At 75.3% G+C, this 13,108-nt stretch carries 14 protein-coding genes; 7 read left to right on the forward strand and 7 right to left on the reverse strand.

The window, feature by feature from the left end; genetic code table 11:
• Positions 1 to 218 (forward strand): DUF8185 domain-containing protein (locus AC1RNL_RS03920; protein ID WP_492934509.1); only part of this gene is annotated, 218 nt, incomplete at its 5' end.
• A gap of 12 nt (positions 219 to 230) precedes the next feature.
• Here the strand turns inward: AC1RNL_RS03920 and AC1RNL_RS03925 are convergent.
• From AC1RNL_RS03925 to AC1RNL_RS03935, 3 genes are read right to left on the reverse strand one after another with little or no spacing between them, the layout of a single operon-like run.
• Positions 231 to 662 carry an NUDIX domain-containing protein gene (locus AC1RNL_RS03925; RefSeq protein ID WP_246991352.1) on the reverse strand — a complete coding sequence of 144 codons (432 nt, stop codon included), beginning with the start codon at positions 660 to 662 and terminating at the stop codon, positions 231 to 233.
• 4 nt (positions 663 to 666) lie between these two features.
• Positions 667 to 1,704 carry an App1 family protein phosphatidate phosphatase gene (locus tag AC1RNL_RS03930; RefSeq protein ID WP_128189625.1) on the reverse strand — a complete coding sequence of 346 codons (1,038 nt, stop codon included), beginning with the start codon at positions 1,702 to 1,704 and terminating at the stop codon, positions 667 to 669.
• 34 nt (positions 1,705 to 1,738) lie between these two features.
• Complete coding sequence (locus tag AC1RNL_RS03935) at positions 1,739 to 2,434, reverse strand: SOS response-associated peptidase (RefSeq protein ID WP_400530592.1); 696 nt, start codon at positions 2,432 to 2,434, stop codon at positions 1,739 to 1,741.
• 49 nt (positions 2,435 to 2,483) lie between these two features.
• Between AC1RNL_RS03935 and AC1RNL_RS03940 the strand changes: the two genes are divergently transcribed.
• The 5 genes from AC1RNL_RS03940 to cydC all read left to right on the forward strand — a co-directional run bounded on the left by AC1RNL_RS03940 (position 2,484) and on the right by cydC (position 9,029).
• The gene (locus tag AC1RNL_RS03940; RefSeq protein WP_192575870.1) at positions 2,484 to 3,125 is read left to right on the forward strand and encodes a TetR/AcrR family transcriptional regulator; all 642 of its coding nucleotides are present in this window, start codon (positions 2,484 to 2,486) and stop codon (positions 3,123 to 3,125) included.
• 104 nt (positions 3,126 to 3,229) lie between these two features.
• On the forward strand, positions 3,230 to 4,654 hold the full coding sequence (locus AC1RNL_RS03945; protein WP_128189622.1) for a cytochrome ubiquinol oxidase subunit I: 1,425 nt from the start codon (positions 3,230 to 3,232) through the stop codon (positions 4,652 to 4,654).
• Positions 4,655 to 4,663: 9 nt separating this feature from the next.
• Positions 4,664 to 5,698, forward strand: coding sequence for a cytochrome d ubiquinol oxidase subunit II (gene cydB, locus AC1RNL_RS03950; protein WP_128189621.1), 1,035 nt, complete (start codon positions 4,664 to 4,666; stop codon positions 5,696 to 5,698).
• Between the two features lie 92 nt (positions 5,699 to 5,790).
• Positions 5,791 to 7,401: a thiol reductant ABC exporter subunit CydD gene (gene cydD, locus AC1RNL_RS03955; RefSeq protein WP_492934510.1), complete on the forward strand. Its 1,611-nt coding sequence runs from the start codon at positions 5,791 to 5,793 to the stop codon at positions 7,399 to 7,401.
• The gene (cydC, locus tag AC1RNL_RS03960) at positions 7,398 to 9,029 is read left to right on the forward strand and encodes a thiol reductant ABC exporter subunit CydC (protein ID WP_492934511.1); all 1,632 of its coding nucleotides are present in this window, start codon (positions 7,398 to 7,400) and stop codon (positions 9,027 to 9,029) included. Before cydD ends, cydC begins: the two co-directional genes overlap by 4 nt.
• 13 nt (positions 9,030 to 9,042) lie before the next feature.
• Here cydC and AC1RNL_RS03965 read toward each other — a convergent pair whose 3' ends face one another.
• Together AC1RNL_RS03965 and AC1RNL_RS03970 are read right to left on the reverse strand one after the other, a co-directional pair.
• Positions 9,043 to 9,687 (reverse strand): DedA family protein, encoded by a 645-nt coding sequence (locus AC1RNL_RS03965; RefSeq protein ID WP_310124796.1) that lies wholly within the window; start codon positions 9,685 to 9,687, stop codon positions 9,043 to 9,045.
• The gene (locus tag AC1RNL_RS03970; RefSeq protein ID WP_492934512.1) at positions 9,684 to 10,469 is read right to left on the reverse strand and encodes an aminotransferase class IV; all 786 of its coding nucleotides are present in this window, start codon (positions 10,467 to 10,469) and stop codon (positions 9,684 to 9,686) included. The genes AC1RNL_RS03965 and AC1RNL_RS03970 overlap by 4 nt, the downstream gene beginning before the upstream one ends.
• A gap of 12 nt (positions 10,470 to 10,481) precedes the next feature.
• On the opposite strand from AC1RNL_RS03970, the gene AC1RNL_RS03975 reads away from it, so the two are divergent.
• Positions 10,482 to 11,780 (forward strand): anthranilate synthase component I family protein, encoded by a 1,299-nt coding sequence (locus AC1RNL_RS03975; protein WP_492934513.1) that lies wholly within the window; start codon positions 10,482 to 10,484, stop codon positions 11,778 to 11,780.
• A gap of 21 nt (positions 11,781 to 11,801) precedes the next feature.
• On the opposite strand, the gene AC1RNL_RS03980 is transcribed toward AC1RNL_RS03975, so the two are convergent.
• Positions 11,802 to 12,152, reverse strand: a complete 351-nt coding sequence (locus tag AC1RNL_RS03980) for a metalloregulator ArsR/SmtB family transcription factor (RefSeq protein WP_240671340.1) — start codon at positions 12,150 to 12,152, stop codon at positions 11,802 to 11,804.
• Entirely contained in the window at positions 12,149 to 13,087 is a 939-nt protein-coding gene (locus tag AC1RNL_RS03985) for an SRPBCC domain-containing protein (protein ID WP_492934514.1), read from the reverse strand. The genes AC1RNL_RS03980 and AC1RNL_RS03985 overlap by 4 nt, the downstream gene beginning before the upstream one ends.
• Positions 13,088 to 13,108 lie beyond the last annotated feature (21 nt).

The following is a 13,108-nucleotide window of genomic DNA, read 5'->3' on the forward strand; positions in this document are numbered from 1 at the left end:
CCGTCGAGGCCGCGCTGCCGCGCTCGCCCGGCGAGGCGGTGCGGCGCCGCGCGGAGCGCGCGGTCTGGGCGCGCGCGGTCGACCCGAGCGGGCTGACCGCCGGGCAGGCGGCGGCGCTCGTGGCGATGCGCTTCCTCGGCGACGCGCCGGTGCGGGTCACCGAGGCCGGCGGCTGGGTGCGCGCCTCGGGGCACGCGGGCGAGGTGCTCGCCCGCTAGGCAGGCGCTCGGTCAATCGAGGCCGAGCAGCTCGGCGAGCCCCTCGGGCACGAGCGTGAGGTCGGGGTCGGCGCGGTGCTCGGCGGTCAGCCACCACACCGGATGGCCGGCGTCGGTCGTGCACGGCAGGATCGCCTCCGCATCGACGTGCACCTCGAAGACGAACACGATCTCGTGGCGCAGGCCCTGCGGCAGCCGCAGGGGGCTCTCGAGCACGCCGAGCAGCCGCGGCTCGACCGCCTCGAGGCCGAGCTCCTCGCGCAGCTCCCGCACCACCGCATCCGCCGCCCGCTCGCCGAGGTCGATGCCGCCGCCGGGCGGCCGGGCGTAGGTGCGTCCGTCGACGCCCGCGCTCGTGACGAGCAGCCGCCCCGCGGCGTCGCGGATGGCCGCGACCGCGATGGCACGCGGCCCGTCGTGGGTGCCCGAGATCTGCAGCCTCACGGCGTCACAGCACCGCGAGCTCGGGGATGGCGCCGAGCTCCTTCGCCAGGCCGCCGCCGTTCGACGACCACACCCACGGGTGCATCGACCGCGTCTCGGCGTGCTTGCGGCCACCGGCCAGCACCGCCTCCTGTGTCGACAGGGCTCGGATCGCCACGGCGCGCACGTTCTGCGGGTGGGCGTTCGCGAACTCGCCGTAGAGCTCCTCGTCGTGCTGGCCGTCGTCGCCGACGAGCAGCCACTGCATGTGCGGGAACTCGCGCGCGAGCCGCCGCAGCTGCGCGCGCTTGTGCTCCTTGCCGGAGCGGAAGAAGCGGTCGTGCGTGGGCCCCCAGTCGGTCAGCAGCAGGCTGCCCGCGGGGTAGAGGTTGCGCGAGAGGAAGCGCGTGAGCGCGGGCGCCGCGTTCCAGGCGCCGGTCGAGAGGTAGATGAACGGGCTGCCGGGATGCTGCTGCGCGATGCGCTCGTAGAGCACCGCCATCCCGGGGACCGGCGTGCGCCCGTGCTCGTCGAGCACGAAGGCGTTCCAGGCGGCGAGCAGCGGCCGGGGGAGCGACGTCACCATCACCGTGTCGTCGATGTCGCTGACGATGCCGAAGCGCGTGGCGGGATCGACGACGAAGACCGGCGCGACGACGGGCGCAGAGCCGGGCACCGACACCGTCACCTCCTGCCAGCCGGGATCGAGGCGGATGGGCACGATGGCGTCGAGCACGCCGCCGCGGTCGGCGGTCACCACGTGCCGCACGCCCCCGCCCTCGATCGTCACGTCGACGTCGTTCAGGGAGAGCGACGTGAACGAGCGCCAGCCGCGCACGTCCTCGTACTGCGCGCCGCGCTCGCCGCCGGGCTCCACGAGCAGCACGCGCGCGAGCACGCGCACCCAGCCGTCGCCGCCGTACCCGGGGTAGGCGACGATCGCGGGCAGCCGGCCGGCGCGCAGCGCGATGGCCTCGCGCTGCTCGTGCAGCCAGTCCTCGACGCGCGCCGCGGTGTGCTTGATCGGTTCAGGGATGCGCGCGAGCGGATCGAGCTCCTCCATGCGTGACCTCCCGAGCCGTGGATGCGACTCGACCCTACTCGGTGGGAGCGGGCGCGATGAGGTCGGGCCCCTGCTCGCGCACGCTGCCCACCCGTCGGTCGACCGGGTGCAGCGCGAGCGAGGCGACGACGTCCGGCGCCTCGGCGACGACCGCCTCGAGGGCGGCCTCGCCGTCCTCGGTCGGGTCGAGCCACGCGTCGCGCAGCTCGGGCGAGACCACGAGCGGCATGCGCTCGTGGATGCCGGCGAGCTGCCCGGCCGACGCCGTGGTGAGGATGCTGGTCGAGAGGAGCCACGTGCCGTCGGGCTGCTTCCACCACGCGTACAGGCCGGCGAACGCGATGGGCGCGTCGCCGTGGATGTAGAACGGCGTCTTCTCGTCGCCGGCGCGCCGCCACTCGTACCACCCGTCGGCCGGCACCAGCGCGCGCCGCTCGCGCACCGCATCCCGGAACATCGGCTTCGAGGCCGCGGTCTCGCTGCGGGCGTTGAACGCGCGCTGGCCGACCGAGACGTCGTCGGCCCACGCGGGCACGAGCCCCCAGCGGGCCGACTCGAGCCGTCGCGCGGGCGGCGCGTCGTCGCGCGGCCGAGGCTCGACGACGATCGGCACCTGCGTGGTCGGCGGGATGTTCCAGCTCGGCTCGGGCAGGTCGGCGCCCGACTCGTCGATCTCGAAGAGCGCCACGAGGTCGGGCGTGGGGGTGGCGAGGACGTAGCGGCCGCACATGGATGAAAGGGTCTCACCTCGCGGCGCCGCCATGCGAGATGATGTGCCCATGAACGATCGCAGCGACGACGGGCCGTCAGTCCCGTCGGTCACCGTCCGCCACGAGCCGGTGCAGGCCAGGGCGGCGCAGCGCGTCGAGGCGCTGCTCGACGCCGCGGCGGCGGTCGTCGTCGAGCACGGCATCGAGCACCTGACGACCGCGCTGGTCGCCGAGCGCGCCGGCGCGTCGATCGGCACCGTCTACCGCTACTTCCCCGACCGCGTCGCGGTGCTCGTCGCACTCGCGGAGCGCAACCACGAGCGGATGCGGCACGCCGTCGGGCGGGTGCTGGCGATGCCGCACGAGACCTGGCAGGAGGCCGCGGAGGCGCTCTTCGACACGATGATCGAGATCTTCCGCGAGCTGCCGTCGTTCCGCTCGCTGCGCGCGGGCGAGGGCCTCGACCTCGGCCCGCAGCACCGCGAGCCGGTCGCGCCGCAGTTCGCCGCGGTCGTCGAGGCCCACGTGCGGGAGCGCTGGGGGATCGAGCTCGACGACGCGGGCCGCATCGACCTGGAGAAGGCGATCGGCGGGCTCGACGCGCTCGTGACGTACGCGTTCCTGCACGACGCCGACGGCGATGCGCGCTACCTCGAGCTCGGCCGCGAGTGCGCGCTCCGGCACCTCACGGCCGCCTTCGGCGAGGCCTGAGCGACCCCTCCCTCGGGGACCCGGGAGGTATCAGACAGCGCTCGGCGTGTCTTTGCCGATCGATGGGCGACCGGCGTTGAATGGAGGGTGTCGAAAGGCGGCCCATGCCCATCGTTCCCCTCGCGCAGGAGCTCGATCCGCTCGTCCTGTCCCAGTGGCAGTTCGGGCTGACGACGGTCTACCACTTCCTGTTCGTGCCCATCACCCTGGGCATGGTCTGGCTCACGGCGGGCTTCCAGACCGCGTGGGTGCGCACCGGCAACGTCGAGCACCTGCGGCTGACGCACTTCTTCGGGAAGCTCTTCCTCATCAACTTCGCGATCGGCGTCGCGACGGGCATCGTGCAGGAGTTCCAGTTCGGCATGAACTGGTCCGACTACTCGCGGTTCATCGGCGACGTCTTCGGCGCCCCGCTCGCCTTCGAGGGGCTCATCGCCTTCTTCTTCGAGGCGACGTTCATCGGCCTGTGGATCTTCGGCTGGAACCGGCTCTCGCCCAAGGTGCACCTGCTCACGATCTACATGACGGCGCTGGGCACGATGGCGAGCGCCTACTTCATCCTCGCGGCGAACGCCTTCATGCAGAACCCCGTCGGGTTCGTGATCAACGAGGACCGGCAGCGCGCCGAGCTGACCGACATCGGCGCGGTGCTCACCAACCCCGTCGCGCTCGCGTCGTTCCCGCACACGATGTTCGCCTCCGTGATGGTGGCGGGCGCGGTGATGGTCGGCGTCTCGGCCTGGCACCTCAAGCGCGGCCAGCACACCGGGATGATGCACCGGTCGCTGCGCGTCGGCCTCTGGAGCGTCGTCGGCGGCGGCATGCTCACCTTCATCACCGGCGACATGGTGTCGCTCGCGATGGTCGCCGCGCAGCCGATGAAGATGGCCGCTGCCGAGGCCCTCTACGACACGGCCTCGGGCTACGACGCATCCTTCTCCCTCTTCAGCCTCGGCACGCCCGACGGCGAGCACGAGATCTTCTCGGTGCGCGTGCCCTACCTGCTCGCGCTGCTGTCGACACACGACCCGCTCGGCACCGTCGAGGGCATCAACGATCTGCAGGCCGAGTACACCGCCCTCTGGGGCGAGGCCGACTACACGCCCATCATCTGGGTCACGTACTGGTCGTTCCGCTGGATGATGGGCCTCGGCTTCCTCTCGTTCGGCATCGCGCTCGTGGGCCTGTGGCTCACGCGCAAGGGCCGCGTCGACCTGCCGCGCTGGGTGTGGACGGTCGCGATCTGGAGCCTGCCGCTGCCGCTGCTGGGCATGACCGTCGGGTGGATCTTCACCGAGATGGGCCGGCAGCCGTGGCTCGTCTTCTCGCAGATGCGCACCGAGGACGGCGTGAGCCCGGGCGTCACCGGCGCCGAGGTGCTCACCTCGCTCATCGCGTTCACCCTCATCTACGGCATCCTCGGCGTCATCGAGTTCCGCCTCATGCAGCGCGCGGCTCAGCGCGGCCCGGCCGACGCCCCCGAGCTCGACGAGACCGGCAGGCCCGCGCAGCCGGTGACGGTCTACTAGGAGGCGGCGATGGACCTCTCGCTCATCTGGTTCCTGCTCATCGGGTTCATGTTCGTCATGTACTTCGTGCTCGACGGCTTCGACTTCGGCGTCGGCATGAGCCTGCCCGTGCTCGGGCGCTCCGAGACCGACCGGCGCCGCATCATCAACGCCATCGGGCCGGTGTGGGACCTCAACGAGACCTGGCTGATCGTGGCCGGCGCGAGCCTGTTCGCCGCGTTCCCCGAGTGGTACGCGACGATGTTCTCGGGGTTCTTCCTCGCGCTCCTCGTGCTCCTGCTCGGCCTCATCGTGCGCGCGGTGTCCTTCGAGTTCCGGCATCAGCGCGACTCGGCCCGCTGGCGCGCGGGCTGGGACCTCTGCATCGTCGTCGGCTCCGCCATCCCGGCGCTGCTGTGGGGCGTCGCGTTCGCGAGCCTCGCCCAGGGCCTGCCGATGGAGCCGCACCAGGGCGGAGCGCTCATGACCGGCGGCCTGCTGTCGCTGCTGAGCCCCTACGCGCTGCTCGGCGGCATCACGACGCTCGGGCTCTTCCTGGCGCACGGCGCCGTGTTCCTCGCGCTCAAGACCGACGGCGACCTCAAGCAGCGCGCGCACGCGCTCGCCGGCCGGGCGCTGCTCGGCACCGGCGTCGTCGCCGTCGTGTTCCTCGCGTGGACGGTCGCCCAGAACCCCACGCCGCTCGTCGTCGTGCTCTCGGCGCTCGCCGCGGTGGCGCTCGTGGGCGCCTGGCTCATGAACGGCGTGGGCCGCGACGGGCGCGCGTTCGCCCTCACCGCCGCGACCGTCGCCTTCGCCGTGCTCGCGCTCTTCGGCTCGCTGCTGACTCGCGCGGGCGGGCCGTTCGTCATGCCGGCGTCGAACCCGACCGCCGACTTCGTCGGGCTCACCGTCGCGAACGCCTCCTCGAGCCCCTACACGCTCGAGGTGATGACGTGGGCGGCGCTCATCTGCCTGCCGCTCGTGCTGGCCTACCAGGCGTGGACCTACTGGGTCTTCCGCCGGCGCGTCACCGTCGCGGCCGTCGAAGCGGCAGCGCACTGACCGAGCCGAGCCTCCCGATCGCCGACGTGCCGAGGGCCCACCGGCCGCAGCCGCCCGCGCGCGCCAGCCGCGCCCCGCTCGATCCGCGCCTGTTGCGGCACGCCCCCGGCGCGCGAGCTCACCTGCTGCGGGAGGGGGTCGTCGCGCTCGTGCAGACGGGCGCGATCGTCGCGTTCGCGTGGTTCGCGGGGCACGCGATCGGCGCCGTCGTGCAGGGAGCGCCGCCGGCGTCGGTCGTGCCCGACGTCGCGCTCGCGGCGGTCGCCGTACTCGTGCGGGCCGCGACCGCGTGGCTGTCGGGCTCGCTGGCGCCGGCAGCCGCCGCGCGAGTGCAGTCGCAGCTGCGCACCGCGGCGCTCGCGCGCATCGGCGAGCACGGCAGCCCCGCCGGGGCCGCCGACACCGCGACGGCGCTCGGCCGGGGGCTCGCGGCGCTCGACGGCTGGTTCGGCCAGTTCCTGCCGCAGCTCGTGCGCACGGTCGTCGCGACGCCGATCGTGGTCGCGGCGCTGTGGCTGCAAGACCCCTTCAGCGGCATCGCGGTGCTGCTGTGCCTGCCGCTCATCCCCGTCTTCATGGTGCTCATCGGCCTCGCGACCGAGCGGCTGCAGCGCGAGCAGTGGGCGTCCACCGCCAAGCTCGCCCGCTCGTGGCTCGACACCCTCGAGGGGCTCGCGACGCTGCGGCTGTTCGGCCGCGACCGGCGCGCGGCCGCGCGCGTCGACGCGCTGAGCGACCAGCACCGCGAGCGCACGATGGCGGTGCTGCGCGTCTCGTTCGTGTCGTCGATGGTGCTCGAGCTCGCCGGTGCGCTCTCGGTGGCGCTCGTCGCCGTCTCGGTCGGCATCCGACTCGTCGAGGGCGACATCGCGCTCGGGCTCGCCTTCAGCGTGCTCATCCTGGTGCCGGATGCGTTCCTGCCGGTCCGGCAGGTCGGGGCCGCGTACCACGCGTCGACCGAGGGCCTCGAGGCGTCCCGCGCGGTGCTCGACCTCATCGAGGCGCCGGCGAGCACCGTGCGGCCGGCGCCCGCCGCGGGGCCCGGCCTCGTCGTCGAGTCGCTCGAGGTGCGCCGCGGGGAGCGCTGGCTGCCGCCGGTGTCGCTGCGCGCGATGCCCGGCGAGCTCGTGGTGCTCGCCGGGGCGTCGGGCGCGGGCAAGTCGAGCGCCTTCGCGGGGCTGCTCGGCCTCGCCCCGGCGCGCGGCCGGGTCGGCCTCGACGGCGCGGTGCCGGATGCGTCGGCGCTGGCCTGGGCGCCGCAGGGCGCCTGGGACGCCGTGGTGACCGGCACGGTGCGCGACAACGTCGCGCTCGGCCGGCCCGACGCATCCGGCAGCGCCGCCGGATCCGACAGTGCCGCCGAAGTCGACCGCGCCGTCGAGGCCGCGCTCGCCCGCGCCGGCATCGCCGTCGACCTGCAGGCCCGGCTCGAGCCGGCGACCGGCGGCTCGCTGGGGCTCTCGGGCGGCCAGGCGCAGCGCGTGGTGCTCGCGCGGGCGCTCCACCGCGTCGCGACCGGCGCCGCGGTGCTGCTCGCCGACGAGCCCACGAGCGCGCTCGACGCCGACAGCGAGCTGCGGGTGCTCGAGGGGCTGCGCGCGGCGGCCGACGACGGGGCGATCGTGCTCGTCGCGAGCCACCGGCCCGCGGTGATCGCGGCCGCCGACCGGGTCGTGCGACTGGGCGCGGAGGTGGCGGCGTGACCGGCCGCGAGGTGCTCAGGACCCTCGGCCAGCGGCGGCGCATGGCCGGCGGCATCGCGGCGGCGGCGCTCACCGCGACGCTCGCGATCGCGCTCATGGCCACCGCCGGCTGGCTGCTCGCCGCCGCGTCGTCCCAGCCGCCGATCCTGCACCTGCAGATGGCGATCGTGGGCGTGCGCGCCTTCGCCATCGGGCGCGCCGCCGGTCGCTACCTCGAGCGGCTCGTCTCGCACGAGGCGGCGTTCCGGATGCTCGGCTCGGCCCGGCGCGCGGCCTTCGACCGGCTGCGGCCGGTGGCGCCCGTCGGGGTCGGCCGCTCGAGCGAGCTCATGCCGCGGCTCGTGGGCGACGTCGACCGGCTGCAGGACTGGCCGCTGCGCGTCGTCGGGCCGCTGACGGCGAGCGGCATCGCGGTCGGGCTCGCGATCGCGACCGTGGCATGGATCCTGCCCGCCGCCGGGGCGGCGCTGCTCGTGGCCGTGGTCGTCGCGGGAGGGCTCGCGGCGCTCGTGACCGCGCGCATCGCCGGCAGCGCCGACGCGGCGCTCGGGCCGCTGCGGTCGCGGCTCGAGGCGGCGCTCGTCGACCACGTGCGCGCCCTCGACCTGCTGCGCGCCTACGGTGCGGAGCGCGAGCGGCGCCGCGCGCTCGAGGCGCTCGACGCCGAGCTCGTGCGCCGCGCCCGCCGGCACGCGCTCGCCGCCGGGGCGGGAGCCGGGCTCATCGCGCTCGCCGCCGGCGGCAGCGTGCTCGCCGCCGTGCTCATCGCGGCCCCGGCGGTCGCGGAGGGCGGCCTCTCGGGCCCGCTCGCCGCGCTCGTGGCGCTCATCGGGCTCGCGGTCTTCGAGGTGTGGGGCGCCGCGCCGCCGGCGGTGATCGCCTGGCGCGAGTCGCGCGCCGCCGCCGAGCGGGTCGCCGAGGCACTGCCCGATGAGGCCTCGGCGGCCGCCGTGCCCGCCGACGGCGGAGACGCGGTGCCGCCGTCGGGCGCGCTCGAGCTCTCCGGCCTGCAGGCCGCGTGGCCCGGGCGCGCACCCGCCTTCCGGCCGGTCGACCTCGTCGCGCAGCCGGGCGAGACGGTCGCGGTCGTCGGCCCCTCGGGCGCCGGCAAGTCGACCCTCGCGCTCGCGCTCGTGCGGCTGCTCGAGTCGACCGGCGGCTACCGCATCGGCGGGCGCGATGTGCGGGGCATCGACCCGGACGCGCTGCGTCGCTCGGTGCTGCTGGTCGAGCAGCGCCCGCACATCTTCGACGAGGACCTCGAGCAGAACCTGCGCTTCGCCCGCGACACCGCCGACGACGCCGAGCTGTGGGCGGTGCTCGAGCGGGTCGGCCTCGCCGACTGGGCGCGCGAGCGCGACGGGCTCGCGACGCAGCTGGGGGAGCGCGGCGGCCTCGTCTCCGGCGGGCAGGCGCAGCGCATCGCGCTCGCCCGCGCGCTGCTCGCCGACGTGCGCGTCCTCGTGCTCGACGAGCCCACCGCATCCGTCGACCGCGAGCTCGCCGAGCCGATGCTCCGCGACATCCTCCAAGCTGCCCGCGGCGACGGCCGCATCGTGCTCGCCATCAGCCACGCGCCCCTGCCGGCCGACCTCGTCGATCGCACGGTCGCGGTGCGCGCCGCGTGAGCGCGGGGCAGGCTCAGTCCTCCATGTGGCGCGCCTCGCCCCGCGAGACGAGGTGCTTCACGAGCCACACGAGCAGCAGGAACGCGACGACCGCGCCGACGAGCACGAAGCCGGCGCCGTGGAGCTCGTCGGCGAGCTCTCGGTACGTGCCGCCCGCGAGCCAGCCGGCGGTGGCGTAGGCGCTCGCCCACAGCACGCACGCGGGGAGCGTCCACGCGAGGAAGCGCCGGTACGGCATGCCCGCGCCGCCGACGATGAGCGGCACAAGCGAGTGCGCGACCGGCAGGAACCGCGAGAGGAAGATGGCGATGCCGCCGCGGCGGGAGAGGTAGCGCTCGGTGCGGCGCCAGCGCTCCGAGGCGCGCGGCCAGCGGCGGGCGAGCCACCGGTCGATCGAGGGCCCGAGCCACCGGCCGATCGCGAAGCCGATGGTCTCGCCGCAGAGCGCGCCGACCACGGTCGCGCCGATGAGCGCGAGCCACCACGGCCACTCCTCGACGGCGAGCGCCGCGATGATGACGATCGTGTCGCCGGGCACCACGAGCCCCAGCAGCACGCTCGTCTCGAGCAGGATCGCGAGCCCGGCGATGAGGGTGCGCAGCCACGGGTCGATCGAGCCGATCGTCTCGAGCGCGACGTCGATGAGGTCGTCGATCACGGCCGGCCCGCCGGCATCGTGCGCGCGGCCTCGAGGCGCGCCCGCCAGGCGGCCGCTCGGCTTCCCGGGCCGGTGTCGCCGGGGGCGAGCGCGGGGCCGCCGTGCCATGCCGACACGACGCGGATGCCGCGCAGCGCGTTCGTGAGCCACACCTCGGCGCCCGCGAGGTCCTCGGGTCGCGCCCGCTCCTCGCGCAGCGCGACGCCCGCGTCCCGGGCGAGCTCGGCGAGCACCGCGGCGGTGACCGACGGCAGCCGCGGGATCGCGGCATCCGGCACGTGGAGCGCGTCGCCGCGCCACCACACGAGCGCCGACCAGGTGCCCTCGGCGACGAGCCCCTCGTGCGTGAGCACGGGCTCGACGTCGGCGCCCACGCGCGCCCGCTCCTCGGCCTGGAGCTCGCCGAGCGCGGCGAGGTCGGGGCCCTTCCGCAGCGGCAGCGTGCGCGGGTCGCGCGACGCGGTGACGACCTCGACCGTGCCGCCCGCGGGCGGCGGCGTGCGGAGGCGCAGGCGGATTCCGGCGGGGGTCAGGTCGAGGCGCGGCGACCAGCGCCCGACGGGCACGAGCTGCGCGACGGCGTCGGTCGCGGCGAGCGCGTCGTGCCGGTTGCCGCCCGCGTCGGCCACGGCATCCGCGAACCGCGCCCGGTGCCGCTCGAACGCGAGCACCGCGCCGTCGACGCTCAGCCACGAGTCGGCGGCGAGGGTGGTGCCGACCGGCTCGTCGACGGGGGAGAAGCGGGTGCCCGTCCAGGCGCGCACGCCCCCGTCCCCGCTCATAGGATGCACCTTATGCCAGCGACCTCTGCGGCTCTCCTGCCGCACCTCGGCGCTCGGTGGACGGCTCCCGTCGAGACGAGCCCGGAGGCCGCGTTCGCCGCCCTCGAGGCCGCGGCGGCCGACGTCGTGTGGCTCGACTCCTCCTCGTCGGGCGCCCATGTGCTCGGCACGGGCGAGCACGTGCTCGTCGTGCGCGACGGCGCCGCGACGCTCGACGGCGCGCCGCTCGAGGCCGACGACGCGGTGGCCGCGCTCGAGGCGGCCCGCGCCGCGCTGCCGGGCGCCTGGGTGGGCTGGCTCGGCTACGAGGCGGGGGTGCGGATGCTCGGGCTCGAGCCCGCCGCGGGGCGCTTCCCGGAGGCGGCGTGGCTGCTGCTCGACCGGTGGGTGGTGGTCGAGGGAGGGCGGGCCCAGCTGCAGTCGCGCCTCGGCGAGCCCTGGGCGCTGCCACCCGCGCCGCCGGTCGCGCTGCCGCCGATCGCGCACGTCGACGCGCGTCGGCTGCGCTGGCGCGACGACGACGCAGGCTACGCCGAGAAGGTCGAGCGCTGCCGCGAGCACATCCACGACGGCGACTCGTACGTGCTGTGCCTCACGACCGCCATCGAGGCGCCGCCGCTCGACATGGTCGCGACCCACGCGCGGCTGCGTGCCGCGAGCCCCGTGCACCACGGCGGGCTGCTGCGCATCGCCGGGGTGACGCTCTCGAGCGCGAGCCCCGAGACGTTCCTCCGCGTCGAGCACGGCATCGCCACCACGCGGCCCATCAAGGGCACGCGCCGCCGCGGCGCCGACGACGACGCGGCGCTCGCGACCGAGCTGTTCGAGAGCGAGAAGGAGCGCGCCGAGAACGTCATGATCGTCGACCTGTGCCGCAACGACCTGCAGCGCGTCTGCGTGCCGGGCACCGTCGAGGTGACGAGCCTGCTCGGCGTCGAGACCTACCCGACGGTGCACCAGCTGGTCTCCACGGTGCAGGGCCGGCTGCTGCCGGGCCGCGGGCCGCTCGACGCCGTGCGCTCGCTCTTCCCCGCCGGCTCGATGACGGGCGCGCCGAAGCGCCGCACGGTCGAGCTGCTGCAGGCGCTCGAGGGCGCGCCGCGGGGCGTGTACGCCGGATGCTTCGGGCTGGTCGCCGGGGAGTCGTGCCAGCTGGCGATGACCATCCGGGGCGTCGTCGCCGACGCGGCGGGTGCCCACATCGGCGTCGGCGGCGGCGTGACGGCGCTGTCGGAGGCGGCGTTCGAGGTCGACGAGCTGCACGTGAAGGCCGCCGCGATGCTCGCGTCGCTCGTGCCGCTCGGCGCCTGAGCCGCGCGGGAGCCGCCCGGGTCAGTCCCCGCCGGCCCCCGCTCGCGCCTCGGCGCGCTGCGCGAGCCGGTCGAGCCGCGACTCCCACTGCCGCCCGATCGCCTCGAGCCGGTCGGCGAGCGCGCTCAGGCTCGCGCCGATCGCCCGGTGCCGCACCGAGCGGCCCTCGCGCACCGAGTCGACGAGGCCCGCGGCCTCGAGGATCGCGAGATGCTTCGCGATCGCCTGGCGGCTCACCGGCAGCTCGGCTGCGAGCTCGCTCGCCGAGCGTGCGCGGCTGCCGAGCAGCTCCAGGATCGCCCAGCGCGTGTCGTCGGCGAGCGCGGCGAGCTGCCGGGTCGGCGCATCGGGGGCCGTCGGGCGCGCGCTCACGAGACCGCCGCGAGCACGTGCGCGCGGAGGCCGTCGAGCACGAGCTCCCAGCCGACCCTGTTGCCCTCCATGCGCTCGTCCCGCTCGTCGGCGGGCACGCGCATCCATCCCGACTCCACCACGGTGACGCGCGTGCCGCTGTGCTCGGTCTCGTCGAGGTCGAACCGCACGTCGCACGACTCGGGGCCGGGCTCCGCCTCGTCGAGCTCGCCCCAGCGGAACGCGAAGGCGTCCGGCGCGCGCAGCAGCCGGATCGCGACCGGCCACCGGCGCCCCTCGTGCTCGAACGTGCCGGTGACTCCCTCCCGCAGCCCGCCGGGGAAGTCGGCCGGATGCCCCCACCAGGCCTCGATCGACGCGGGGTCGGTGAGGTGGCGCCAGACGAGCTCCTTGGGCGCCGGGATGTCGAGGCTGCGGGTGATCGTGCCGGCGAATCGGTCGACGACCGCGGGCGTCCAGCGGCGCGCCAGCAGGGCGACGAAGTCGTCGAGCTCCTCCGTCCAGCCCTCGCGGTTGTCCTCCATCGCCCGCCGGGCCGCTGCGTCGTCGCCGAGCAGCTCGAAGCCCGTCTCGACCACCGTCACCCGCGTCGCATCCGCGGTCCGCTCGAGCGTGAAGGTGACGAGCGTGCTGTTGTCCTCCCGGATCGGCTCGCCCGGCGTGCCCCAGCGGAACGCCCACGCGTGCGGGCGCTCCCAGCGCTCGATCGCGCCCGGGAAGTCGCCGTGCGCCGGCCAGCCGAAGGAGCCGGTCGCGCCGGTGCCCGTGCCGTCGGGGAAGTCGGCCCGCTGGCCGAACCACTCGGCGATCTCGCGCGGGTCGGTGAGGGTCTCCCAGACCACGTCGATCGGCGCGCGTACCTCGATCGTGCGGATCACGCGCATCCCCGCCTCGTCGATGCGCGCCTCGGGCTCGTGGCCGCGTGCGTCGTGCATGGCTCCTCCTGCAATCGTCCG

The sequence above is a fragment of the Agrococcus sp. GW821-FHT14H11 genome (genome assembly GCF_058803545.1).